The organism is Crocinitomicaceae bacterium (assembly GCA_016708105.1).
Taxonomy (GTDB): domain Bacteria; phylum Bacteroidota; class Bacteroidia; order Flavobacteriales_D; family Crocinitomicaceae; genus JADJGJ01.
Genome location: JADJGJ010000004.1, coordinates 52,245 through 76,628, shown reverse-complemented (window position 1 = coordinate 76,628; position 24,384 = coordinate 52,245). Strand labels below are relative to the sequence as shown.

The following is a 24,384-nucleotide window of genomic DNA, read 5'->3' as shown; positions in this document are numbered from 1 at the left end:
AAAACATGATGGAATCAGGAGACAAAGTTTGGGAAGTTTTCATTCAGAAAAAATCAGGTCTACCATTTAAACATGCCGGAAGCGTGCATGGGTATGATAAAAAAATGGCTGTTCAAAATGCGCGTGATGCGTATTGCCGCAGAGGTGAAGGACGTGAATTGTGGGTGGTGCCTGCAAATGCTATTGTGTCAGTTCCAATGGAAGATGCAGAAGCATATTTTGATCCGCAAGAGGATAAAATTTATCGTCACCCAACATTTTATGTAATTCCTGACGGAGTAGAAAATCTTTAAGAAAATTGAATCATGCCTATAATAATTGATAAACCGGAAGCAAAATTTTTGGTCCGCCTTGCAGATACTGAATTGGTGTTGGCGCAGCGTTTGTGTGAAATGTGTAGCAACGGTCCTTTTTTAGAAGAGGACATTGCACTTTCAAATATCGCACTTGATTTAATTGGTCGTGCTGAACAATTATATTTACTGGTAGCTGAAGTTGAAGGCAAGGGATTAAGCGCTGATGATTATGCGTATCGTCGCAATGAGCGTGAATATTTCTCCATGAAATTGGTTGAATTGCCGAATACAGATTTTGCCTGGGTGATTGTGCGCCAATATTTGCATGATGTTTATATGCAAGAACTTTTTAGTCAACTGCAAAAAAGTGAGATTCAAAAATTGTCCGGTCTTGCTGAAAAAGTATTAAAAGAAATTCGCTACAGTTTAATTCATGCACATGATTGGATGCAGCGTTTAGGAATTGGAACACCCGAATCAAATCAACGAACACAAAATGCGCTGAATCATTTTTACAAATATGTGCATGAAATGTTTGCTTTTGATCAGTTGGACGGTAAGTTTATTCCCGATACCCAGTCACTTGAAAAAATATGGTTATCTGCAGTTGCACTTACGTTGAGTGAATCAAATCTTCAACAACCGGAAATCAGAAAAATTTATCAGCATGATTACCGCAATGGTTTTCATACCGAATATTTGGGGCATTTATTAAGTGAAATGCAATTTTTACCACGTGCGTATCCGGATGCAAAATGGTAACAGAAAAGGAATTTAACCATTTGTGGGAAATCCTCAACGAGGTTCCCGACCCGGAAATTCCGGTAATCAGTTTGGTTGAATTAGGCGTTATTAGAAAAATTGTTGAATACCCCGACAGCCAAACAGTAGAGGTGATAATTACACCCACTTATACTGGTTGTCCTGCAAAGAAATTATTTGAAGATCTGATTCGCGAAAAACTCGCAGAAAACGGATACAACAAAGTCAACATCATTTCACAACTTCATCCGGTTTGGACAACGGACTGGTTAAGTGATGAAACAAAATCAAAATTACTAGCTGAAGGCATTTCACCGCCCACTATTGGGAATAAAATCGTAATGTGTCCACGCTGCAAATCCACCAACACCAAAATGATCAGCGCATTTGGTTCAACACCTTGTCAAGCTATGTACAGTTGCAATGAGTGCAGTGAGCCGTTTAATTATTTTAAGTGTTATTGATTTTTTTTCTCACTCCTCTTTCCTCACTCATCTTTCCTCACTCCACAAGAGAGAGGAAGTGACGTTAGTTCGCACTTTTAGGAAACCCTTGCGATGCGGCTTTCCCCCTCTGGAGGGGGATTAAGGGGGAGGATAATTGGTGATGTGAATTCGTGTATTTCAGAAAACTTTTGCGTTTTTTTCCTTACTCCTCTTTCCTCTCTCCAAAGGAAAGAGGAAGTGACGTGAGTTCGCGCTTTTTCAAAACCCTTGCGATGCGGCTTTCCCCCTCTGGAGGGGGATTAAGGGGGAGGATATTTGGTGATGTGAGTTCATGTACTTCAGTACCCACGCTCGCAGACTCAGACCCATTTCACGTGTGAATTAAGAAGAATCGAAACACTTTTATGTACGTAAACATGGAGTTCTCTGCACGTTTATGTACATAAATATGTCTGCTACGTAAAATTTGATTTTTCAAAACAACGGATTTAGGTTGGTTCATACTGGTTTACTATTGACTATTGATAGTAAATAGTAAATTATTTATATCTTTGAATTTCAAGAGAATATTATGTCAACGAAAGAAAAAATAAGAGATCTTTTTAATAGGCACAAAGAACTCACGGTTACAGAAATAGCCAATGAACTATTTGTTTCAAAACAGAGTGTACACAAATCATTAAACCAGTTGGTTGATGAAAATGTTATTGAAAAAATTGGACGAACTCCCAAAACAATTTACCGCAAAATCAGCAAATCAATAATTGTCAAAAGACCGCTTCAGGAAATATCTGCGAAAGAAGGGCAATACTTGGATGAGAACTTTTTATTGATAACTGAAATTGGTGAGATGCTTAATGGAGCTGCGGGCTTTGAGCTGTGGTGTAGAAAAAGAAATCTCCCATTCAAAAAAACTGTAACAGAATTTATTCAGACCAATATCAAATATCATTTGTACCGAGATAAAGATGGGCTGATATCTGGTCTTGAAAAAATTAAAAATACAAAAGGGTATGAGAAAATATATCTTGATGAACTTTTGTATCTGGATTTTTATGCCATAGAGAGGTTTGGAAAAACACGGCTTGGTACCATTTTGCATTATGCAAAGCAAGGGCAAAGCAGGATGTTGATGAACATGCTCATTGCCGAAATTAAACCAAAAATCGATGTGATTATTAACGATTATAAAATTGATGCAATTGCTTATGTGCCCCCAACAATCAAGAGAGAAACGCAATTGATGAAAGTTTTGGCAACGGGATTAAAAATCACATTACCTCAAATAGAGATCAGAAAAATCAGTGGCATTATTCCCGTACCTCAAAAGTCATTAAACAAAATTGAAGATCGTATTTCAAATGCTGAAAACACCTTTGCTGTGCAGAGTCTGGCTACCTATAAAAACCTATTGCTGATTGATGACGCAGTTGGATCAGGCTCAACCTTGAATCAAATAGCCGGTAAAATTAAAGACAGAAAAATTGCAAAAAAAATTATCGGGTTGGCAATTGTGGGAAGCTTTAAGGGCTTTGACGTGATAACTGATGTGTAGCAACAATAAATTGCTCACCCAACCCTAACCCCAATCACCAGCACATCATCAATCTGTTCGGTGTCGCCTTTCCAGCGGGCAAATTCGGTTTCCAGTTTTTTGAATTGTTCTTGAGCGGGTAAATGAGATACCGCCATCAGAAATTGCTTAAAGCGTTTGTATGTATATTTTTTTCCTTTGCCTTGTCCATCCGGTAAATGGCTGCCACCAAACTGATCGGCAAATCCGTCTGTGAAAACATAAATCATATCACCTGACTGAACCGGAATCTCTTTGTTGGTGAAGGGTTGCAGATCTTCATCCATGAAAGCGCCAATAGGGTGTTTATCTGCTTTCACTTCGTACAACCAAATGTCAGATGTTTCAGATTTAAGCAGATTTTTTTCAGGAATATTTTCGCCGAATGGATTTGTTTCCGAATTATTTCTCACCACATAAACCGGATTTTTTGCCCCGGCATAATGAAGTGTTTTTGTACTATTTTCTAGAGCGCACAAAGCAATGTCCATTCCGTCTCGCACAGCAGTGCTTTTGTTTGATGCATCTTGACGTAAGGCTTTTACAACACCTTTATTCAAAAAATTCAACGCATCGGCAGGTGAATTTACAGTTGGTTCGGTTAATCCCTGTACCAGATAATTATTGCCCACAATACTCATAAATGCGCCGGGTACACCATGTCCGGTACAATCAACTGCGGCAAAAATGGAAAAGTTTTTTTGTGAAGAATCTGTTGTATTTGCTTGTTCAATAAAATAGAAATCTCCACTGACAACATCTTTTGGCATATAGAAAACAAAGTGCTCTCCTAATATTTTTTCAGCTTGTTCAGGCGCTGGTAAAATTGCTGTTTGAATTCGTTTGGCGTATTTAATACTGCTCAAAATTTCTGCATTGATTTCAGCAAGTTCCTGCTTCTGATGTTCTATTTCCGCAGTGCGTTCTTTCACTTGTTTTTCGAGGCGGATATTGATTTGATCCATCAACGCATTTTTCTCTTCCAAACTTTGTAATGCAATTGCCTGTGCATCTTCTTTTTCTTTCTGTAGATCACGGTATTTATTGGACATACTCAAGCTCAAAATGATTACCTCAAGGGCAGATGCAATCTTAAGGGTGTCTTGTGAAAAATCTGCATTACCGGCAATGTTGAAATTTCCTAAGATGAAAAGTATAGCACCCAAAATCAAAACAGCAAACGCCATGGTGAAATAGTTGCAAATTTTTTCACCCTTTCTGCGCATTAAGTAGACAGAGATAATGGCCAGAATTGACATCAACAAACTCACTCCATTAATAAGCGGAAAAGAAATTTCGTAGGCTTTTCCGGGAATAAACGACATTACACAAATCAATAATGCGAGTACCAGAGCAACTTTATATACGCGCAGTAAGCCAGGTGATCGCTCTTTAATTTTTAAAAATGCAGATACGTAAAATAGCAGAAATACAATGGCGCCGGCAACATTGAAAATGAGAATGTGATTAGTGAAATATCCGCCTGAAGGGAATAAAAATTGGTAGGCATAACCATCTAATGAAAACTGCATGGCAGCTTGAAAAAACACGTAAATGATATAGTATAAAAATGATTTATCGCGCAGCAGAATAAAAAAGAAAAAGTATATAAAGACAACCAATAGCATGATGCCATAATAAAAACCAAATGAAAATTGGTGCCGATAATCTGATTCAAAAAACCCTGTCTTTTCATATACACGCAAAGGTAGATTGATTACCTCTCCGTCACTTTCTAATTCTATCAGATATCCCTGCGCTTGACCTTCATTAATATAGATGGGAAAAATATTTTTTCTATGTGGAATGATTTTCTTATCAAAAGGATAATCATCACCGCTTTGATAAAGCAGTTGTGTCGAATCTTGTTTCACCTCATAAAGAAAAGCTTTGTTTGTAACTGGTCGTGCAACTTCAATCATCAAATTTGGGTTCAGGGTTTGATTGACGATTGAAAATTTTAGCCACCAACGTGAAGTAGTAAAATCAAGATTTGGCATCTCAAATTCTTTTACATCAAAGGAATCATCCGGAAAATTCAGAACATCATTGGCCTGAAATTCATGATTCACATCTTCAAAAATGAGAACTTGATTACCAAAAGAATTGCCGGCATTGTCTGGCGTGACAACGATAGTGCCCTCTTGTGCAGACACAGCAAGAGTCAACCATACAAATAGTACAGACACGAGTTTTGGCATGAGCTAAATGTAGTAAATAAAATGAAAACCTTAAATAAATGCCATCAGTTCAATGTTGGCTTGTGGTCATCTTGATGCAAAACAATTCAAAGGATAAAGCAAGTGAATTTGATTTCAGATCAGATATGCATTGCCCGCTTTGCGGTTGCATCCATAGCAGCTTCTTTGATTGCTTCAGTAAAAGTTGGATGGGGGTGAACCATGCGCGCTAAATCTTCAGCCGATGCGCGGAACTCCATTGCAGTGCACGCTTCCATGATCATATCAGCTGCGCGTGCAGCAATCATGTGAACACCTAATACTTCATCCGTTTCAGCATGTGCAATGATTTTTACAAAGCCCATCAAATCCATACTTGCTCTTGCACGACCGAGAGCTTTCATTGGAAATGACCCCACTTTAATAGGGACACCGGCGGCGGTTAATTCCTCTTCAGTTTTTCCTACCGCAGCAACTTCAGGCCAGGTATAAACAACACCCGGAATCAAATTATAATCAATATGCGGTTTTTGTCCGGCTAATAATTCGGCAACCATCACTCCTTCATCTTCTGCCTTGTGAGCCAGCATAGGGCCGCGCACAACATCACCAATGGCATATATGCCCGGCACAGTTGTTTGAAGGTGATCATTCACTTCAATCATGCCGCGTTTATCCGGTGTGATACCAATTTTATCTAATCCAAGTCCTTCTGTATAAGGTTTTCTTCCTACCGCAACTAAACAGTAGTCACCTTTAAAAACAACACTCTCACCTTTTGGATTCAAGGCGGTTACTTCAACACCTTTCCCCGTGTTTTTTACAGACTGTACTTTGTGTTGGAAATTAAAACTGAATCCCTCTTTTTTCAGCACCTTAATCAGTTCTTTTCCTAATGCGCGATCCATCGTTGGAATAATCGTATCAGCAAATTCAATCACCTCTACCTTCGCGCCGAGACGTGCGTGAACACTGCCTAATTCTAAGCCAATCACCCCGCCTCCAATCACGATTAAATTTTTTGCCACCTCATCAAGATTCAGCATTTCAGTTGATGTGATGATACGTTTTTTATCAGGCTCCATGCCCGGAAAATAATTAGGTTTTGAACCAGTGGCAATCACGGTAAATTTAGTTTCAAGCACCGTTTCTTTTCCGTCAGCTGCCGTTACTTTTACGTGCGTTTTGTCAACGAATGAACCTGTACCATGGTGAACATCAATTTTGTTTTTATCCATCAGAAATTTGATACCGTCACAAGTTTGAGAAACAACTGAACTTTTACGTTCAATCATTTTCTTCATGTCAATTTTTATTTCCGGAATTTGAATACCGTGCTTGTCAAAATTGTGCGCAGCGTTGTGATAATGTTCTGAGCTATCAAGAAGAGCCTTTGAAGGAATACAACCAACATTCAAACAAGTACCGCCAAGGGTATTATATTTTTCAATGATAGCCGTTTTGAATCCAAGTTGAGCGCAACGAATGGCGCATACATAACCACCAGGACCAGAGCCAATGATGACAACATCGTACTTTGTTTGCATAAACTGAGTTTTAGGACTGTAAAGGTAGAGAAAGTTTGGGAATAAATGATGGGCAGTAATCCTCGTTCAGCGTGAAAAACTAGTATTGGAGAAAAGCCTACCTTTATGCGTTATAAACCTATCCCACACTATGACACCTGTTCATGAAAAAAAACTATTTTTATTAGATGCCTTCGCTCTGATTTATAGGGCGTATTATGCATTTATAAAAAATCCGCGCATCAACAGTCAGGGACAAAACACATCTGCTGCCTTTGGTTTTACCACGGTATTATTGGATGTGCTCAACAAAGAAAAGCCAACTCATATTGCAGTAGTTTTTGATAGTGCTGAAGAGACTCATCGCGCTGTAGAGTTTGAAGATTACAAAGCAAACCGTGAAGCAATACCTGAAGACATTGCCAGCATGATTGAGCCTATTCAGGAGATCATTCGTGCGTTCAATATTCCGGTTCTTATATCACCGGGACATGAAGCAGATGATATTATTGGAACTATTGCAAAGCAGGCGGAGAAAAGAGGTTTCAAAACCTACATGATGACACCCGACAAAGATTTTGGTCAGTTAGTGTCAGAAAATATTTTCGTTTACAAACCTGCAAAAGGAGGAAAACCAGTTGAGATTTTAGGAGTACCTGAAGTATGCGCCCAATTTGAAGTGGATCGTCCTGAACAGGTGATTGATGTGTTGGGCCTGTGGGGTGATGCAGTTGACAACATTCCCGGTATACCGGGTATTGGAGAAAAAACGGCAAAAGCACTGGTAAAAAAATACGGTTCAGTTGAGGGTTTGATTGCGCACGCAGACGAATTAAAAGGAAAACAAAAAGAAAATGTAATTCAATTTGCAGAACAAGGTTTGTTGTCAAAAAAATTGGCCACTATCAATTTGGAAGTCCCGGTTGAATTTGATGAAAAAGCACTTGAACTTGAGGAGCCCGACAAGGAAAAAGTAAAACGTGTTTTTACGCAACTTGAGTTTAAAACACTGGGTAAGAGAATTTTGGGTGAAGAAATTGCCATTCCTGCACAGCAAATTATTTCAGGAAAAACAACCGAGCAGGGTCAACTTGATTTGTTTGGTGGACCCGAAATGGTGACTGCAGCCATGGAGAAAAAAGAAGTAACCGGTGCGGATGTGTTAACCATTGCCAATACGAATCACCACTATAAATTAATTACAACTTTTGAAGAACGAAAAGAATTGATCAGCCAATTGCTCAACCAGAAATCAGTGTGCTTTGACACTGAAACTACCGACCTTGATGGAGTAGATGCAGAGATTGTTGGTATTGCATTTTCGTTTGAAAAAAATACCGGCTTTTATGTTGCTGTTGCACCAAATGAAAGAAGAGAAATTGTGCAGGAATTCAAACCTTTTTTTGAGCATGAAAAAATTGAAAAAATTGCGCACAACATTAAATATGATTTAAAGATTATTGAGAAATATGATGTTGCTGTTAAGGGTCAGCAATTTGACACCATGATTGCGCATTACCTGATTACACCGGAAGGTAAACACGGCATGGATTATTTGTCAGAATTGTACCTGAACTATCAGCCCGTTTCAATTGAAACGTTGATTGGAAAAAAAGGCAAAAATCAAGGAAGTATGGCTGATTTGGATCCGTCAGAGATTTCAGATTACGCCTGTGAAGACGCTGATATTACTTTTCAACTCAAACAAATATTTGAACCTGAAATTCAGAAAGAACATTTGAATCATTTGTTTTATGAAATTGAAATGCCCTTGGTGGCAGTTTTGAAAGATATGGAGATGGAAGGTATTCGGTTAGATGTTGCCGCGCTTGAAAAGTATTCAGCAGAATTGCAAAAAGATTTAACAGAATTGGAAAGAAAAATAAAAGAATTGGCGGGTGTGCATGATTTTAATTTAGATTCTCCAAAACAATTGGGAGATATTCTTTTTGAAAAACTAAAGATAGATGTCAAGGCAAAAAAAACAAAAACAGGACAATATTCAACCAGTGAAGATACGCTGAGCAAGCTTGAAGCCGCTCATCCTATTGTGGGTTTGATTCTAAATTACCGATCACTGCGAAAACTGCAGGGCACGTATGTTAACGCATTGCCTGAATTGGTGAATAAAAAAACAAATCGCATTCACACCAGCTATATGCAAACGGTGACTGCAACAGGTCGGTTGAGCTCTAATAATCCGAATTTGCAAAACATACCCATAAGAACAGAAAAGGGACGTGAAATACGACGTGCATTTATAAAACGCAATGAGGAGTATTGTATTATGTCAGCAGATTATTCTCAGATTGAATTGCGCATTATTGCGGCGCTGGCTGATGATAAAAATATGATTGAAGCGTTCAGATCAGGGCATGACATTCACGCCGCAACGGCGGCAAAAGTTTTCCATGTAGAATCAATTGATAAAGTTACACGTGAACAGCGTAGTGCAGCAAAGGCAGTGAACTTCGGAATCATTTACGGACAATCAGCTTTTGGCTTGGCTCAGAATTTAGGCATTTCACGCACAGAGGCTAAAGAAATCATTGATTCATACTGGGCGCAGTATGGAGGAATAAAACAATTTTTAACTAACAGTGTTGAGTTTGCCCGTGAGCACGGTTATGTTGAAACCATAATGAAAAGACGCAGATACCTTGCTGACATACAGTCAGCCAACGCCATAGTGAGGGGATTTGCAGAACGCAACGCCATCAATGCTCCCATACAAGGTTCTGCCGCTGATATTATTAAAATAGCCATGATACGCATTCACCGTGAAATGAAAAAACAAAATTTGAAATCACGCATGCTTTTACAGGTACATGACGAATTGGTTTTTGATGTGCACAATTCAGAAAAAGACGTGATGGAAAAGTTAGTGCGTGAAAATATGGAGCATGCCGTTGAGATGACTGTGCCGTTGACTGTTGAATATAAATTTGCCGACAATTGGTTGGATGCGCATTAACATTGTCCCCGTGGTAGGCGCAGGTCGCATTGTATCCGTAGGCGCAGGTCGCAACCTGCGCCTACGGTTTAAATTGAGATAATTGTGTTTATACCTGCGTGAGGGATTGAAGCGGAAAGCCCGCACCCGGAGCAAAGCGCAGGGGCACGCCCCCTAATAATTCAACGTACAGAGCAATAACCTCAATTAAATTTCATCAAAATTTTTAGCCTTTGTTTTAGGAATCGGATATGCGCGATACGCAAGTACAATAGCAAAAATTTCCATGGGAAAACTTACCAGCATGAGGTATGCATATTCAGGTTTGCTTTTATAGTACATCAAAAACGAAAAGGCAAAAAGTATGATGGAGCCTGCATGTAAATAATTGGCAAGTTTTACCCGCACAATAGGATTTGCCATATTATTGCCCATGCGGCGAGCATAGAGGTTTAATCCAAAATAAAGAACAACATAAACACCAATTAAATAAATGGCATTGTTTTGCATGAGATTGCCAAGTTGAAAATAATTCATCAATGACAAAAAAATGAGGGCATAAAACACAAGATGAAATATGTTGATGAGGTGATATGCCAGCAATGCCTTGCGCATGTTTTGCGAGGAGTGAGTGGATATTATTTTTGTTGGTTATTGTATTCAGCTTCACTGCGCGCAAGACGCTTAGCCATAAACCTGCGTACTAATGCCAACACTGCTGCAATGATGGGCGCCAGCAGATAGGCAGACCATTTATCAGCGCCTTGCATGATGATTAAAACAACCACCATGACAAAGGTAATGCCGGCCATCCACCACCAAAATATTTCAAGTTTTTTATTGAGTTTTGCTAGATTCATTTCTCTTCTTTCTTAGTCCATTCTGCTGTTACGTTGTGCGTATTGTAATCACTGAAGGTTTCATTGGCATCCATGCCGTAACCGCTTACGTAACTGTTTTCACCAATTATTTCAAATGCTTTTTCAGTGCGGATACGTTTAGCTTTTTGATCCCAATACAATTCCTCAGTTTTGAGGGTTTGCTTTTTGTCAAAGTTCGTTAAAATTACTTTACTGCGTGCAAAGAGTGAGTTGGATTCGTCCATCATTTCAGCATAATCAGCCGTGAGTGTGGCTTCTAGCGAATCTTTACTTTTGAAGAAATTGGCCTGAAAACCATTTTTAAAAACTGTTTTTTTTTCAGGATTTGAAAAAACCTCCATGCGGGTGGCTATGATTTCAAAGCGTACATCACCGCGATCAGAATAAATGGAGTGTACGTTGTTTACTACCTGATCAGGTGATTCATCGGTGGCGGTAACTAGCTTTACATTTTCAAGATCATTTTCACAGGATGACAACATCAGAAAACTGATCAGCAAAACAGAACAGATTACACTCAGATTGTATTTGGAAATGACTTGCATAAAAAAGAAAACATTCCTGCCGGCAAAGCTAACAGGAATGTTTCAGATTTATTGTATTGATTTAAAATATCAGAAGCGGGCGGTAGTGCTTTCACCCCAGCAGCTACAGTAAACTGAAGCTCCGGCAGAAACGCCTTCATTAAAAGCTTCTTCTTGTGTAGGTGCGCCACCTTTGCTGCTCACATCTTCACCAAGCGCTTTAGCGCGGCTGTAATAATCATTAGCGAGCCAAATATTTGCTTTACGTTGGAAAGTGGTTTCACCGCAACCATCAGCTGTGCGTACAATACAGTCACCACAAATTTTTAATGCGGCACCTTCTCTTTCACCTTTCACCAATTTAGCAGTACTAAAGGCTGCTTTATAACGACCAGACGAATATTGCGCCACAGCTAAATAGTAAAGATATTCATGCTTATTTACGCCCTCACCTTCTAGTTCAACTGCTTTTTGAAGATAGTCTACTGATTTACTTTCCTGCTTATTGATTAGGTAATATTTACCGGTTTCAAAATAGGCAGCCGCGTTTGGCTCAATCAGCAACAAGGTATCAAGCAGTTTACCATAGGTTTCAGTAGTTTCACATTTTTTAGTTTGCAACAATTTCAAGTACGCATTTACTTTTTCAGTTTTAGCTGCTTTATCTTGTGGGAGGTTGGTGATTTTTTTGTCAACCACATTGGTCAGTGTTTGGCAATCAGTTACAATTTTCAGAAAATAGGTATCTAGAAAATCCTGAGCGTCTTTGTATTTCTGTGCCTCAGCTGTATCACCGGCTTCAGTTTTGATTTTATTACCTTCAGTGCAATACTCTGAAAGCAACATGTATTCATCAATTACAAAGTTGCGCACTTCTTCTTTTTTCTCAGCCGGAGCAGGGTTGAAGCGGTTCACGATCAAATGTTTGAAATAGGTTCTGATTTCACTTGGAGCAGTTTTGCCTTTTAGCACGTGTACATTCCCCCAATAAAGTGAGTCAATTTTATCAAGACGCGGATCATTTTCATTCACCAGCATAGTGGCATATTTTCCTTTCCAGTCAGCCGGTTCAGCATCTTTAAGAATTAATGATTCATAAATCCAATACAAGGTATCACGATATTGTGTTTTTTTAGCCTCATCTTTTTCAGCAGCCCATAATTTTAAATAGGCAGCTCTTCCGTTAGAGAAAAATTTTCTGTCGGTTCCGTCCCATCCGCAATAGCCGTAAGCTTGTGACCAGAATGACGCTGCATCACGGTACATACTTTGTTTCAAGTATTGATAGTATAAACTTTTGTATTTATCACAGTCTGATACTTCAGTTTGTGCAAACATGCCTTGTCCTGCAATGATGACAAAGGCGAGTGTGAAGAGAATTTGTTTGAGTTTCATGATCTGAGTTTTTATGCTATTAATTAATCGTATTTACGTTTTACAAACCAAAGTTCATTTCTGTCAGGTATGATGGAAATTCCGAAATAAAATCCGATGTATTTTTCTTCAATCAGTCCGCTTTCGGTTGTTCCCATTTTTCCAAACGTGGCCCCTAAATTAAGGCTAGTATTGGTTGAGTTTACGTTCAGTGGAATACCAAATCCAAAACTCATGCCATAATTATTGAGTCCGATGTCAGATAAAACCAGTTCAGTTTGGGTATAATTAAAACCAAAACGGTAGTTAGTGCGAGATAAAATACTGATAGACGGATCATTGCCAACGAATGGTGAAAACTCAAGCCCAAAAGCAAGCCCTAAGCGATCACGATAAAACGGCACATTGGTTTCAGTTCCAAAATTCTCCCGGTAAGCTGACCATTGCTGGTAATTGAGCTCAGCTCCAAGGCGTAATAATCGCTCTCCTTTACGTGAAGGTTTCCACCCGATGCGATATTCTAATCCAATTTTATACTGGTCTGGCACATAAACATAGCCTTTATCATCAGTAACAAATTCAATAGTGTCATAGGTATAACTAAAATCACCGCTGCCTTTGTAATTGTGCGCAAACAAATCATGATAAGCGCGCAATTGCATACCCGGAGTATAACTGGCACCAAGAGAAAATGATCCGTTGATAAGCGAGTCAGTATACGCAGGTCTGAAGTAATATTGATAGTTAATGCCGAATTGAACTTGAGGTGCGTTAATTCTGAGCGCAGATTTCACTCGTGCATTGTATGCCCCCGAAACTCCAATGAGCTCATGTGACTGGGTGCGCGCAACAGAGCCAAACAAATAAATACCGTTAACACCCAAAGAAAGAATATGTGTTTTAGTGGTGTAGGTGGTATCTCGCTTAGAATAATGAGTTGAGAGTTTAGAGTGATTAAGTGGTTTGTAAGCAACACCTAAAAACAATTTACTGATTGCCCCACTGCCGTCATTGATGTTTTGTGCGGTGGTGTCACCATCTGTTACTTCATAATTTGTAATGGTGTACCCAGTAAATGAATATGGCACCAAACCAAGACTTGCACCCCATGTTTTTTTAATTGGAAGCGCAAGTTGAAATTGGTTCAAGCTAACATGTTGCTGGCTTGATGTGGTGTTTGTCGTATTGAAAACCGAGTACCGACCATTTAAGCCCACTTGAAAAATGGGGCGGTAACGCTGAATATAGGCATAGCTTGCAGGATTATTGTGATTGGCAACCGTAGAATCACTGTTTGCAATGCTTATTCCACCCATAGACATAAAAGCCGCGTACTCACCTTGGTTCAGTTCACCTAAACCAAACATACTATAGGGGGTTTGAGTACCTTTTTGTGACCAGGTTCCTGCGGCCAGTGTTGTAAGAATCAGCAGGTTAATTTTTTTCAGCATGATAGCGTAATATTTCATTTAGCCCGGTCAGTGTCAGTTCAGGGATTGCAAAGATGCTATTTTTAAAAGCTTTCTCAAAATGTGGTAAATCTCCGCCGGTCATAAAAATTGTTAAGTCAGAATATTGCTGAGTATAACGGTTGATAAATCCATTTATTTCATCCAATATGCCATTCTCAACACCAGCTTGTATACTTTCAGTGGTATTTGTCCCGGTTGTTATCGTGTTGGTTGTTGATTCAATCATGGGTAATTTTCCGGTATAATCATGCAGTGAACGGTATCGCATGTGTAGACCTGGACTGATAGCTCCACCAAAATAATTCCCTTTTGCATCTACCACATCATACTTAATGCATGTGCCGCAATCAATAACCAACGAGTTTTTTCCTTTGCTCATGCTCCACGCTGCTACGGCATTCGCTAACCTGTCTTTCCCTAGTGTTTCAGGTGTCTTATACTGATTGATAATTGGTATGGAAGTGAGATGTGAAAATTTAATGAGATATTTTGGCTTGAGGAAATTTATATCAAGATCTACATCCGCTACAGATGATAAAATAATTGAACTGTCCTTATGAATAACAGATTCCAAATAGTCAAGCGCTTGTGCGTGGTTATCCTTTGAGAACGCCTGAACTTCTCTCAGAATTTTATCTTCAAAAATTCCAATTTTAGTTGCGGTATTTCCCTGATCAATACAAACGTTCATTAGAAGAATAGTATATAGTAGAAAAGGTCATTGTTCAAGGTGAATGAATTCAAATCATTGGAAACCGACATGCAGAAAGAAGGTTTACTCGGGTGCAAAATTGCTGAGAATCTGTTGATATCAGACAAGAAGAAGAAAAAAAAACGAGGATTGCGTGAGATTTGTGATTAGATTTCTATCTTTGCCCCCACAAAATCGCATTGGTGATGTAGCTCAGTCGGTAGAGCAAAGGACTGAAAATCCTTGTGTCGGCGGTTCGATTCCGTCCATCACCACAAAAAAATCAGAGTGAGTGTGAGTGCGAGAGCGAAACATGAACTCTGATTTTTTTCTTCACTCTCACACTCCAACTCACACTGTGACATGGTCTTTTGAGAGAAAACGAATCACGCAGTCTGTTCTAGGACAAAAAAACGAAATCCATTGTTTAATAAAAAAATGATTGAATCATGTTTGATTTCGAAAAGCTTGATATTTACAAAAAAGCTAAAATATTTAATTCTGAAATTCGGGCATTTATATTTGTTTCAAAGCTTGATAGTACTACAAAAGATCAGTTGCGCAGAGCTTCATTCAGCATCGTGTTAAATATCGCTGAAGGTTCGGGCAGGTTTTCGAAAGCAGACAGAAGAAATTTTTATATAATATCCAGAAGCTCAGTTTTTGAATCCATTGCAATCTTGGATGTATTAAAAGATGAAAACATCATGTTCCAGAGCCAGTACGATGCGTTTTATGCAAAGGGGGAAGAAATCTCAAAAATGCTCTTCTCAATGATTAAAAACCTTTGTTAAATTGCTTCGATTGGGCTTACTTCCTTTTGAAAAATCAGAGTGAGTGTGAGTGCGAGAGCGAAACATGAACTCTGATTTTTTTCTTCACTCTCACACTCCAACTCACACTGTGACATGGTCTTTTGAGAGAAAACGAATCACGCAGTCTGTTCTAGGACAAAAAAACGAAATCCATTGTTTAATAAAAAAATGATTGAATCATGTTTGATTTCGAAAAGCTTGATATTTACAAAAAGCTAAAATATTTAATTCTGAAATTCGGGCATTTATATTTGTTTCAAAGCTTGATAGTACTACAAAAGATCAGTTGCGCAGAGCTTCATTCAGCATCGTGTTAAATATCGCTGAAGGTTCGGGCAGGTTTTCGAAAGCAGACAGAAGAAATTTTTATATAATATCCAGAAGCTCAGTTTTTGAATCCATTGCAATCTTGGATGTATTAAAAGATGAAAACATCATGTTCCAGAGCCAGTACGATGCGTTTTATGCAAAGGGGGAAGAAATCTCAAAAATGCTCTTCTCAATGATTAAAAACCTTTGTTAAATTGCTTCGATTGGGCTTACTTCCTTTTGAAAAATCAGAGTGAGTGTGAGTGCGAGAGCGAAACATGAACTCTGATTTTTTTCTTCACTCTCACACTCCAACTCACCCTGTGACATGGTCTTTTGAGAGAAAACGAATCCTAAGTCCGTTTCAGGACAAAACGAAATAACGTAAACGCGAGAACACTCACACATTGGAGACGTCATGCTAAACATCGAAAAATTTCTCACCAGAACTAAAAAATGATGGCATTGCTTCTCTTAAATTTGATTTGGCAGGTACTTCTTCGGTATTTCCTCCAATAAACACTAAATTCGCACAACAAAATCCAATCAGATGTCATCAAAACTGGAAACACTTTTAAAAAAACGTGAAGCTGCTTTAAAGGGCGGAGGAGAGAAACGTATTGAAGGGCAACACGCCAAAGGAAAGCTAACAGCACGTGAAAGAATTAGTCTTTTGCTTGATGAAGAAACCTTTGAAGAAATTGGACAATTTGCTGAACATCGCTCCAGTAATTTTGGATTAGATAAACAAATATTTCCGGGTGACGGTGTTGTTACAGGTTATGGAAAAGTACATGGACGACCGGTGTATGTTTTTGCACAAGATTTCACTGTTTTTGGAGGTTCACTAGCTGAAATACACGCCAAAAAAATTGTGCGCATCATGGATTTAGCTTTACAAAACGGTATTCCGCTCATTGGGTTGAATGATTCTGGCGGAGCAAGAATTCAAGAAGGCGTTGTTTCATTAGCCGGTTATGCAGATATTTTTTACAGAAATACCATTGCATCAGGTGTTATACCACAAATATCAGCCATCATGGGGCCGTGCGCAGGGGGTGCAGTTTATTCACCTGCACTTACTGATTTTACCTACATGGTTGAAGGATCATCGTTTATGTTTGTAACCGGACCCAACGTGGTAAAAACAGTAACGCATGAAGAGGTAAGTTCAGAAGAATTGGGTGGTGCATCTACTCATTCGCAAAAATCAGGTGTTGCACATTTTGCAGTGGCCAATGATTTACAGTGCATCAATGACATTAAAAAATTATTGTCGTACTTACCGCAGAATTGTGAAGAGCAATCTCCAAAATATCCTTATTCAGGCGGTGCAGATGAGCGTGAAGAACTGAATAAAATCATTCCTGAAAATGCCAATCAACCCTATGACATGAAAGCTGTAATTCATGAAATTGTGGACGAAAACTCTTTTTACGAAGTGCATCAAAATTTTGCTCAAAACATTGTGGTAGGTTTTGCATTTTTAGAAGGAAAAAGTATAGGTATTGTTGCTAATCAACCTGCTTATCTTGCTGGAGTTTTAGACATTGAATCATCTAACAAGGCGGCGCGTTTTGTGCGGTTTTGTGACTCGTTCAATATCCCAATTCTGGTATTGGAAGATGTGCCGGGATTTTTACCTGGAACTGATCAGGAATGGAACGGCATCATCAGCAATGGAGCAAAATTATTGTATGCTTTTTGTGAAGCAACCGTGCCAAGAGTTACGGTAATTACGCGCAAAGCTTATGGTGGGGCGTATGATGTAATGAATTCAAAACACATTGGTGCTGACATGAACTATGCTTGGCCAACAGCAGAAATTGCGGTGATGGGTGCAAAAGGTGCGGCTGAAATAATCTTCAAAAAAGAAATTGATGAAGCGAAAGATCCGGCTGCAAAATTGCTTGAAAAAGAAAGGGAATATGCAGACCTGTTTGCAAACCCTTACAACGCTGCAGCTCACGGCTTCATTGATGAAGTAATTTTACCTTCTGACACGCGCAAAAAATTGATACGCGCCTTTGATATGTTGAAGAATAAAGTTGCGCATTTACCTAAGAAAAAGCACGGAAATATTCCGCTTTAACAAATAGTGAGTCGATGTTTTTAAAAGAGTTTTCAGCCGCAGTTCGTGATTTCTCAGCGGGGTTTAAAATCATTCAGAAACTGAATCTGTGGAATTATTTTTTTATTCCGGTGCTCATTGCAATTGTTGTAGGAATTTTGATTTTCACCTCAGCCTATTTTTTATCTAATCCTATCGGTCTGTGGTTGGCAGATTTTTGGCCATTTGATTGGGGAGGTGATACCGTGAAATCTATATCCGTTTTTATGGGTGGATTTTTGGTGATCATGCTGGGTTTGATTGTTTACAAGCATTTGGTAATGGCGTTATCTGCCCCGTTTATGGGACCGTTGTCTGAAAAAATTGAAATGCACATAACCGGTAAACCATTAGATATTTCAGATACCGCGGCAGAAAAAATGCGTTTGCTAATTAGAGGAATTAGGGTAAATATGCGCAATCTGATTTTGGAATTATTGATTTCATTTCCGCTTTTTTTATTGAGTTTTATTCCGGTGCTGAATTTGTTAACGGGGTTTGCATTGCTTTATACGCAGTGGTATTTTGCAGGATATGGCAATTTAGATTATGCCCTTGAAAGACATTATAATTTTACAGACACCAAAACCGTTGTGCGCAAACATAAAGGTTTAGCTGTGGGTAATGGATTCATATTTCATTTGCTCTTAATGATACCACTTGTAGGCATTGTGTTGGCGTTACCTCTCTCAACCGCGGGGGCAACCGTCAGCGTGGTAAGGTTTACTAGTAAAAAAGCATAAGCCTTTCTTTTTTGAACCAAACCAAATAAAGCAATTCCCAATCCATTCTTTTGCGTCTAGTTTATTCAGTGGTATGGTATGGTTTTTCAGTTTATAAAACATTTATTTTGCGACACTTAGGGATAACTATATACGGGGATAAAAATTTTTTTTGCACCTGAATTGCTACATACATCTGAATTTTCAGCGAAACATCCATCTAAAACTTTTACAATGGTTTGGTAATTAAGATGGTGTTTCTATTTTTGCGGGCTTGGAAATTTTTTATGTACAAAACCATCATACTGAACTTCTGTTTGTTGCTTTGTTTCTTTTTTACTGAGAAGAATAGCGCAATGCATGCGCAGGAGTTAGTTGCTCCAACGTTGAATCTTGATCCAGGGAAATCAATTTTTGATATTGAAGATGTACCAGTTTTGAATTGTTATGTAATAGTAGGAGATTTTAGCTCAGTGAATTCGATACCTTGTAATAAGATTGCATTCATTGATAAATCCACGTTGCAGGTGAAGTCAGGGACCAATTATAACCCTGTTCAAGCAGTTGACGGAGATATTTATCAAGTGGAATGTTACGTTACAACTTCTTTCGTTTTGCCTATTACGCATACCATAAATTTGTATTTAGGTGGAAATTTCAACAATATAAATGTTGATGGTTCTAATTACACCCGAAAAGGAATTGCTAAACTAACCACGACCAAACTTTCCAGTGGCCCACCAAATAACTATATGATGAGCTTCTGGAATCCTCAGCTTACTATTGGAGCATTTCCGGCTGATGTAAGCGGTGTGCGCAGCATGGATATTAGCAATGATACTCTTTTCTATGCTGGAGATTTTGATGGAATAAATAATAATGTCAATCCATCTGATGGTAGACCTTCTGGCATTGCTGCGGTAAAAATTACTACCAATACTAACTTGGCGATATTTAATAATTATGGCGCAACCGGCGCTTACAAAATTCACTATGCTCACCATAAACTATATGCTGTTGGAGAAATGATTCCTTATTCTATGCCTTCTTTGACAGCCGCTTTGGTGCGCTTTAATTTAGATGGAACTCTTGACAGTTCATTTCCACCAAAAGGCTACGAATCAACAAGTGAATGTGGTTGTGCGCAGGGCGTTTCAAATGATATTGCTTTTTTCGGTGACAGTATCTTACTCTATTTATATGATAATTATAGCAGTCCAAGCGTGCGCAATGCAGTCACTGATTCATTATTGTTTGGAACTACAATTATTTCAGAGTATTCTTCATCATTAAATAGAAAAAACAGTATTAGTACCTACAAGAATTATTACTACTACACTAGAGATGTGTCTGATGATTCTCCAAGCTTGCCTTTTTTCTTAACCAATGGTCAGGTAAAGGTGGGGCCAAATGCAAGTTCTTTCGCCGGAAATACTATAGCAACTGATGCTATTTTTGACAGCATTCATTATGAAAACATTTGGGTTGTAGATAATTTACTTTTCATTTCAGATGACGATTTAACCACGGCTGATATTGGCGTCATGAGCAGTGGAGAACCGCGATCAGGCATCGCCGTATTCTGCCTTGAACCGGCTGATGCAAAAAACTTTAATGTTTTTGACACTACCGTTTGTCCGGGGCAAACTATTACCTATTCTATACCAACAGTTCAATATGCAGATGGATATGTTTGGGAGTATAGCGGCCAAGGAATTGACATTGGTGTGACAGGTAATGAAAACTTAAGTGATACCTTGAATTTTTCAAGTGCAAATTCTGTAAACATTCAAATACTTTCAAATTTTATGCCCGGTGTATTATCGGTTACTCCTTATAGTACTTTTCATGGACAGCTTGAAAACAATGATGTTCTGGTGAAATCTAATACCATGTCATTAGCAATTCACTCCAATCCAATTCCTCATATTAATGCAGGCACTGATGAAGGAATAACCTGCTACACATTAGATACAGGAGTTGATTTATTTGGCTATTCTGACAGTGCTGTTGTGAGCTATGAATGGTTGCAGCCATTTCCAAATCCAAGCATACCGGGTCAAACTTACATCGCTACTCAAGCAGATGATTATGTGTTTAAAGTTGTTAGTCCGCTGGGGTGTGCAAACTATGATACGGTAACGGTATATATGGATACACTTAAACCAATATTGATTCTCCCAGCTCCACCATACGAACTTACTTGTGCTACTACCTCATTATCATTAAATGGAGCAAGCTCAACTCCAAACACTACAGTTGAGTGGATGCGCATGGTGGATTCAGCCATGTTTGCTGACCCAATTTTTGTTGACGCAGTTGGAGGATATATGTGTCAGGTAACAGATTTGTTGAATGGCTGCATGAGTGAATCCGCATTACTCGTCACAAACAATTTCATCATTCCCCAAATTGCCCTTACCGGTTATTCATCTATACCTTCAAGTACGGCGCTTGATATCTTGACTTGTGCTAATGACACATTAAATCTTTCTGCGTACTCACCAACTCCAAATTCTACAGTTGAATACACCAATGCGGATACCTCGTTATTTTTTGGTGGCTCAATTGAAATTACACAACCCGGAACCTATTATTTGTTTGCCACGGAAATCACTACGGGTTGCACCAATTCTCAATCATTTATTGTTTCGCAATTTCAGAACATTCCTGATGCACATGCGCCGGCAGATTCAGCATTGAACTGTTCAGTAACACAAATATTTTTGGATGGTGCTTCTCTAAGCTCAGGTGCTGTTTTGACTTGGTCTGATGCTACCACAAATCTTGGGGCTGATCCGGTTTCGGTTAATCAACCCGGATGGTATTATCTTGATTCGTATAATCCCGAAAATGGATGCATTGGAACCGATAGTGTTTTTATAGATTTAACCAATGAAATTTTAGTTTCGGCCGGAAGTGATTTGCTGATTTGTAATGAAGAAATTGTTGCGGTTACGGCATCACACACGGGCTCACTCACGGGGGCTGCATATTCATGGAATAATGGAACCGACGGGCAAACAACCAACTTCATTGGTGGTATTGATACCATGGCCATTGTTGCGGTAACTGCTGATGGAGGTTGTGTCGGAACAGATACGATGCGCATAAATATTCCCCCTTATCCTGAAATTGTATTTGAAGGATTTAAACCTTGTGGTAATAATCCTAACGGACAAATTGTTGGAAATCCATTGAGTGGTTTTACTCCATTTGAATATTCTATTAATGGAGGAATCTCTTATCAGACTTCTCCGGTGTTTACTAATTTGTCTCAAGGAAATTATACAATTCTGGTTCATGATTCTCTTCAATGCAATTATACTTTTCACGCTGCCATTGATGAGAGCAGCAGTTTACCAACGCCATCGTTTTTATTCTCTACCTATAATTATGAAACAGACACGGTAGTAATTATTGATGTGAGCATGCCGCCAACGGACAGCACAAAATGGAATATTCCATCAGGCATCATGTTAATCAATAGTGATCCGCATAGTCCAATGATTTTGTTGCCTGATACCGGTACCTTCATCATTACAATGTTGGCCTATTATGGCGATTGTTTGGTTGAATTGAGTAAGACAATTTATGCATCACCATTTGATTCGCTTGCAGCAACGCAGTATAATTTGAACGGAATAAAAAGTATTGAATTTTATCCGAATCCAACAACCGGAAACTTTACTGTAACTGTTGAGTTTTATCAATCACAACGCGCTGCCATGGTGGTGCAAGATATGTTGGGTAACACTTATTTCTTTGAAGAGTACGATGAATCTTTGCAAATATCTCAAGATGTTTTTCTTGATCTATCAGTACTTGACGGAACTTACATATTGAAAGTAATTTCTGAATACGATAGCGGATCAGTTACCTTCATACTTGCGCGATAGTGGTGTTATTTTCTGACAGAAATTTGCGCAGTGTTTTACTTTGTCTCAACAAGGAGAGATTGAAATATGTTGTTGTGATTTCATCTAGGTATAAAATTGCAATTTGCTTTTTTTTCATCTTCATAAGCACCACATCATGGGCACAAAATCTTGAAAAAATTGGCACCAAAGAAATGCTGAAAGTGAGCGGTGGATTGGCATTCAATACCATCACCTATTTTTCATCAGGAATAGATTTTCCAAGCAGGGAACCTTTTGCTTGGTATGCAACGGGCAACTTGAATATTTCAATTCTTGACATGTCTTTTCCATTTTCATATACCTATTCTAACCAGGGAGGAAAATTCACCCAACCGTTCAACCGAACATCAGTTAATCCTAGTTATAAATGGATCAAATCAACGCTTGGTTTAACCAGCATGAATTTTTCACCTTACACATTAACAGGTCATTTATTTTTAGGTGGAGGAGTTGAAATGACCCCTGGAAAATGGAAAATATCTTTAATGGCAGGGCGATTAAATAAGGCAATAGAATACAATGCTACTGATGATAACCTGAATGAAATAGTTTTCGGCAGAATGGGTTATGGGATCAAATGCGGATATGAAAATAAAGGATATGGAGGTACGCTTATTCTATTTAAAGGAAAAGACAATACAACCTCTTTGCCATTTATTCCATTGAACTCTCAAATAAAACCGCAGGATAATTTTGTGATGAGCTTAAATGGTAAGGCAACAATCTTTCAAAAATTTTTTATTGAGGCTGAATATGCCTTATCAGCATTAACACATAATTTATTTGACGAAAACAGTTCGGATAAAGCGTCAGCAATGAGTTTTTTAAATCCATTGGTGTCTGCAAATTCTACCACCGATTTTTTTCAAGCCTACAAGGCAGCACTAAAATATCAAGCAAAATGGATGAGTATTGGTTTCAATTTTGAACACATTGATCCCGGTTATAAAACGTTGGGAGGATATTATTTCAACAATGATTTGAATAATTATACGCTGAGTCCGTCTTTTTCATTGTTTAATAAGAAGTTGAATATTGGTGCCAATACAGGCTTTCAGCGCAACAATCTGAGTGGTGATAAATCTGCAACAACATCACGGTGGGTGGGTAGTTTAAATGTTTCGTTTGCGCCAAGTGCAGCTTGGATGATGAACGCAACCTATTCCAATTTTTCCACTTTTACAAAAAATCGTCCGGTGACAGATCCATTTTATTATGCGCCGGCTGACACCATGAATTTTTATCAGCTTACGCAAAGTGCATCATGCATGACCTCATGGAATTTTGGAAAAGGAGAAAATAAAAACATCATTCAGTTGATGTATAATTTTCAGCAATCTACCAGTCTTGCCGGCAGCATTGATGAAGCCGGTGCTTTTGGCACGGGCATATCGGGTATTGAACCCGGGGTGCCTACTGATATTCATTCAGCTAACGCATCATACAGCAAACCCGTAAAAAGTATTCAGGCAAGTTTTACGGTTGCATGCAATGTGAATCGTACATATTCACCAAGTAATGAAAATACATTTTTAGGTCCCACACTAAATTTTCAGAAGAGTTTATTTGATAAAAAATCCAGCCTTACATTTGGGTCAACCTACAATCGTCAATACAGTGATGGTGTGGTGATGAGCAATGTTTTTAATCACCGTTTAACTTTTACCTACGCGCCTAAAATCAGCAATGAAAAAGCGGGCAAAATTAATCTCTCATGCAATGCAAATTATATGCAGCGTTTGGCTATTGATCCAGCTGATCCAACAAGACATGAAATGAATATTTTCATTAATTTGAATTATAGTTTCTAAGCATACTATAACTGATTAA

Annotated in this window: 19 protein-coding genes and 1 tRNA gene; 12 read left to right on the top strand and 8 right to left on the bottom strand. The window is 38.6% G+C overall.

The features are described 5' to 3' along the window. Window positions 1–5: 5 nt before the first annotated feature. The 4 genes from paaB to IPH66_16245 all read left to right on the top strand — a co-directional run bounded on the left by paaB (window position 6) and on the right by IPH66_16245 (window position 3,059). Window positions 6–293, top strand: coding sequence for a 1,2-phenylacetyl-CoA epoxidase subunit B (gene paaB / locus IPH66_16260; GenBank protein ID MBK7130896.1), 288 nt, complete (start codon window positions 6–8; stop codon window positions 291–293). A 12-nt stretch (window positions 294–305) separates the two neighbouring features. Beyond that, window positions 306–1,058, top strand: a complete 753-nt coding sequence (gene paaC, locus IPH66_16255) for a phenylacetate-CoA oxygenase subunit PaaC (GenBank protein MBK7130895.1) — start codon at window positions 306–308, stop codon at window positions 1,056–1,058. Beyond that, window positions 1,052–1,522: a phenylacetate-CoA oxygenase subunit PaaJ gene (gene paaJ, locus IPH66_16250; GenBank protein ID MBK7130894.1), complete on the top strand. Its 471-nt coding sequence runs from the start codon at window positions 1,052–1,054 to the stop codon at window positions 1,520–1,522. Before paaC ends, paaJ begins: the two co-directional genes overlap by 7 nt. A gap of 553 nt (window positions 1,523–2,075) precedes the next feature. Continuing rightward, window positions 2,076–3,059: a hypothetical protein gene (locus IPH66_16245; GenBank protein MBK7130893.1), complete on the top strand. Its 984-nt coding sequence runs from the start codon at window positions 2,076–2,078 to the stop codon at window positions 3,057–3,059. A 14-nt stretch (window positions 3,060–3,073) separates the two neighbouring features. Here the strand turns inward: IPH66_16245 and IPH66_16240 are convergent, their stop codons facing one another. Both IPH66_16240 and lpdA read right to left on the bottom strand, forming a co-directional pair. Beyond that, a complete protein-coding gene (locus IPH66_16240) occupies window positions 3,074–5,266 on the bottom strand; it encodes a SpoIIE family protein phosphatase (protein MBK7130892.1) in 2,193 nt (730 codons plus the stop codon). A 131-nt stretch (window positions 5,267–5,397) separates the two neighbouring features. Beyond that, window positions 5,398–6,804, bottom strand: a complete 1,407-nt coding sequence (gene lpdA, locus IPH66_16235; protein MBK7130891.1) for a dihydrolipoyl dehydrogenase — start codon at window positions 6,802–6,804, stop codon at window positions 5,398–5,400. Window positions 6,805–6,934: 130 nt separating this feature from the next. Here lpdA and polA point away from each other — a divergent pair, with 130 nt between their 5' ends. Further along, window positions 6,935–9,757: a DNA polymerase I gene (polA, locus tag IPH66_16230; GenBank protein MBK7130890.1), complete on the top strand. Its 2,823-nt coding sequence runs from the start codon at window positions 6,935–6,937 to the stop codon at window positions 9,755–9,757. Between the two features lie 186 nt (window positions 9,758–9,943). Here polA and IPH66_16225 read toward each other — a convergent pair whose 3' ends face one another. The 6 genes from IPH66_16225 to IPH66_16200 form a co-directional block, all read right to left on the bottom strand. Further along, window positions 9,944–10,351 carry a hypothetical protein gene (locus IPH66_16225; GenBank protein ID MBK7130889.1) on the bottom strand — a complete coding sequence of 136 codons (408 nt, stop codon included), beginning with the start codon at window positions 10,349–10,351 and terminating at the stop codon, window positions 9,944–9,946. Between the two features lie 23 nt (window positions 10,352–10,374). Next, the gene (locus IPH66_16220; GenBank protein ID MBK7130888.1) at window positions 10,375–10,596 is read right to left on the bottom strand and encodes a hypothetical protein; all 222 of its coding nucleotides are present in this window, start codon (window positions 10,594–10,596) and stop codon (window positions 10,375–10,377) included. Then, a complete protein-coding gene (lptC, locus tag IPH66_16215; protein ID MBK7130887.1) occupies window positions 10,593–11,162 on the bottom strand; it encodes an LPS export ABC transporter periplasmic protein LptC in 570 nt (189 codons plus the stop codon). Before lptC ends, IPH66_16220 begins: the two co-directional genes overlap by 4 nt. 69 nt (window positions 11,163–11,231) lie before the next feature. Next, on the bottom strand, window positions 11,232–12,536 hold the full coding sequence (locus IPH66_16210; protein ID MBK7130886.1) for a hypothetical protein: 1,305 nt from the start codon (window positions 12,534–12,536) through the stop codon (window positions 11,232–11,234). A gap of 23 nt (window positions 12,537–12,559) precedes the next feature. Further along, window positions 12,560–13,966: a hypothetical protein gene (locus IPH66_16205; GenBank protein MBK7130885.1), complete on the bottom strand. Its 1,407-nt coding sequence runs from the start codon at window positions 13,964–13,966 to the stop codon at window positions 12,560–12,562. Continuing rightward, window positions 13,950–14,678 (bottom strand): type III pantothenate kinase, encoded by a 729-nt coding sequence (locus IPH66_16200; GenBank protein ID MBK7130884.1) that lies wholly within the window; start codon window positions 14,676–14,678, stop codon window positions 13,950–13,952. Before IPH66_16200 ends, IPH66_16205 begins: the two co-directional genes overlap by 17 nt. 202 nt (window positions 14,679–14,880) lie before the next feature. Between IPH66_16200 and IPH66_16195 the strand changes: the two genes are divergently transcribed. The 7 genes from IPH66_16195 to IPH66_16165 all read left to right on the top strand — a co-directional run bounded on the left by IPH66_16195 (window position 14,881) and on the right by IPH66_16165 (window position 24,365). Then, window positions 14,881–14,953 (top strand) — tRNA-Phe (locus IPH66_16195). A gap of 174 nt (window positions 14,954–15,127) precedes the next feature. Next, the gene (locus tag IPH66_16190; protein ID MBK7130883.1) at window positions 15,128–15,472 is read left to right on the top strand and encodes a four helix bundle protein; all 345 of its coding nucleotides are present in this window, start codon (window positions 15,128–15,130) and stop codon (window positions 15,470–15,472) included. 307 nt (window positions 15,473–15,779) lie between these two features. Next, complete coding sequence (locus IPH66_16185; GenBank protein ID MBK7130882.1) at window positions 15,780–16,016, top strand: four helix bundle protein; 237 nt, start codon at window positions 15,780–15,782, stop codon at window positions 16,014–16,016. A 336-nt stretch (window positions 16,017–16,352) separates the two neighbouring features. Next, a complete protein-coding gene (locus tag IPH66_16180; GenBank protein ID MBK7130881.1) occupies window positions 16,353–17,894 on the top strand; it encodes an acyl-CoA carboxylase subunit beta in 1,542 nt (513 codons plus the stop codon). Window positions 17,895–17,908: 14 nt separating this feature from the next. After that, window positions 17,909–18,655, top strand: coding sequence for an EI24 domain-containing protein (locus tag IPH66_16175; GenBank protein MBK7130880.1), 747 nt, complete (start codon window positions 17,909–17,911; stop codon window positions 18,653–18,655). A gap of 266 nt (window positions 18,656–18,921) precedes the next feature. Beyond that, entirely contained in the window at window positions 18,922–22,533 is a 3,612-nt protein-coding gene (locus IPH66_16170) for a T9SS type A sorting domain-containing protein (protein ID MBK7130879.1), read from the top strand. Next, complete coding sequence (locus IPH66_16165; protein ID MBK7130878.1) at window positions 22,533–24,365, top strand: hypothetical protein; 1,833 nt, start codon at window positions 22,533–22,535, stop codon at window positions 24,363–24,365. Before IPH66_16170 ends, IPH66_16165 begins: the two co-directional genes overlap by 1 nt. The last annotated feature ends 19 nt before the right edge of the window (window positions 24,366–24,384 follow it).

Bases quoted from the DNA above. Each gene is read 5' to 3' on its own strand.
- IPH66_16180 (MBK7130881.1), top strand. From the start codon at position 16,353: ATGTCATCAAAACTGGAAACACTTTTAAAAAAACGTGAAGCTGCTTTA.
- paaB (MBK7130896.1), top strand. From the start codon at position 6: ATGATGGAATCAGGAGACAAAGTTTGGGAAGTTTTCATTCAGAAAAAA.
- IPH66_16205 (MBK7130885.1), bottom strand. From the start codon at position 13,966: ATGCTGAAAAAAATTAACCTGCTGATTCTTACAACACTGGCCGCAGGA.
- IPH66_16200 (MBK7130884.1), bottom strand. From the start codon at position 14,678: ATGAACGTTTGTATTGATCAGGGAAATACCGCAACTAAAATTGGAATT.
- lptC (MBK7130887.1), bottom strand. From the start codon at position 11,162: ATGCAAGTCATTTCCAAATACAATCTGAGTGTAATCTGTTCTGTTTTG.
- paaC (MBK7130895.1), top strand. From the start codon at position 306: ATGCCTATAATAATTGATAAACCGGAAGCAAAATTTTTGGTCCGCCTT.
- lpdA (MBK7130891.1), bottom strand. From the start codon at position 6,804: ATGCAAACAAAGTACGATGTTGTCATCATTGGCTCTGGTCCTGGTGGT.
- IPH66_16220 (MBK7130888.1), bottom strand. From the start codon at position 10,596: ATGAATCTAGCAAAACTCAATAAAAAACTTGAAATATTTTGGTGGTGG.
- IPH66_16190 (MBK7130883.1), top strand. From the start codon at position 15,128: ATGTTTGATTTCGAAAAGCTTGATATTTACAAAAAAGCTAAAATATTT.
- IPH66_16225 (MBK7130889.1), bottom strand. From the start codon at position 10,351: ATGCGCAAGGCATTGCTGGCATATCACCTCATCAACATATTTCATCTT.
- IPH66_16170 (MBK7130879.1), top strand. From the start codon at position 18,922: ATGTACAAAACCATCATACTGAACTTCTGTTTGTTGCTTTGTTTCTTT.
- IPH66_16245 (MBK7130893.1), top strand. From the start codon at position 2,076: ATGTCAACGAAAGAAAAAATAAGAGATCTTTTTAATAGGCACAAAGAA.
- paaJ (MBK7130894.1), top strand. From the start codon at position 1,052: ATGGTAACAGAAAAGGAATTTAACCATTTGTGGGAAATCCTCAACGAG.
- IPH66_16175 (MBK7130880.1), top strand. From the start codon at position 17,909: ATGTTTTTAAAAGAGTTTTCAGCCGCAGTTCGTGATTTCTCAGCGGGG.
- polA (MBK7130890.1), top strand. From the start codon at position 6,935: ATGACACCTGTTCATGAAAAAAAACTATTTTTATTAGATGCCTTCGCT.
- IPH66_16210 (MBK7130886.1), bottom strand. From the start codon at position 12,536: ATGAAACTCAAACAAATTCTCTTCACACTCGCCTTTGTCATCATTGCA.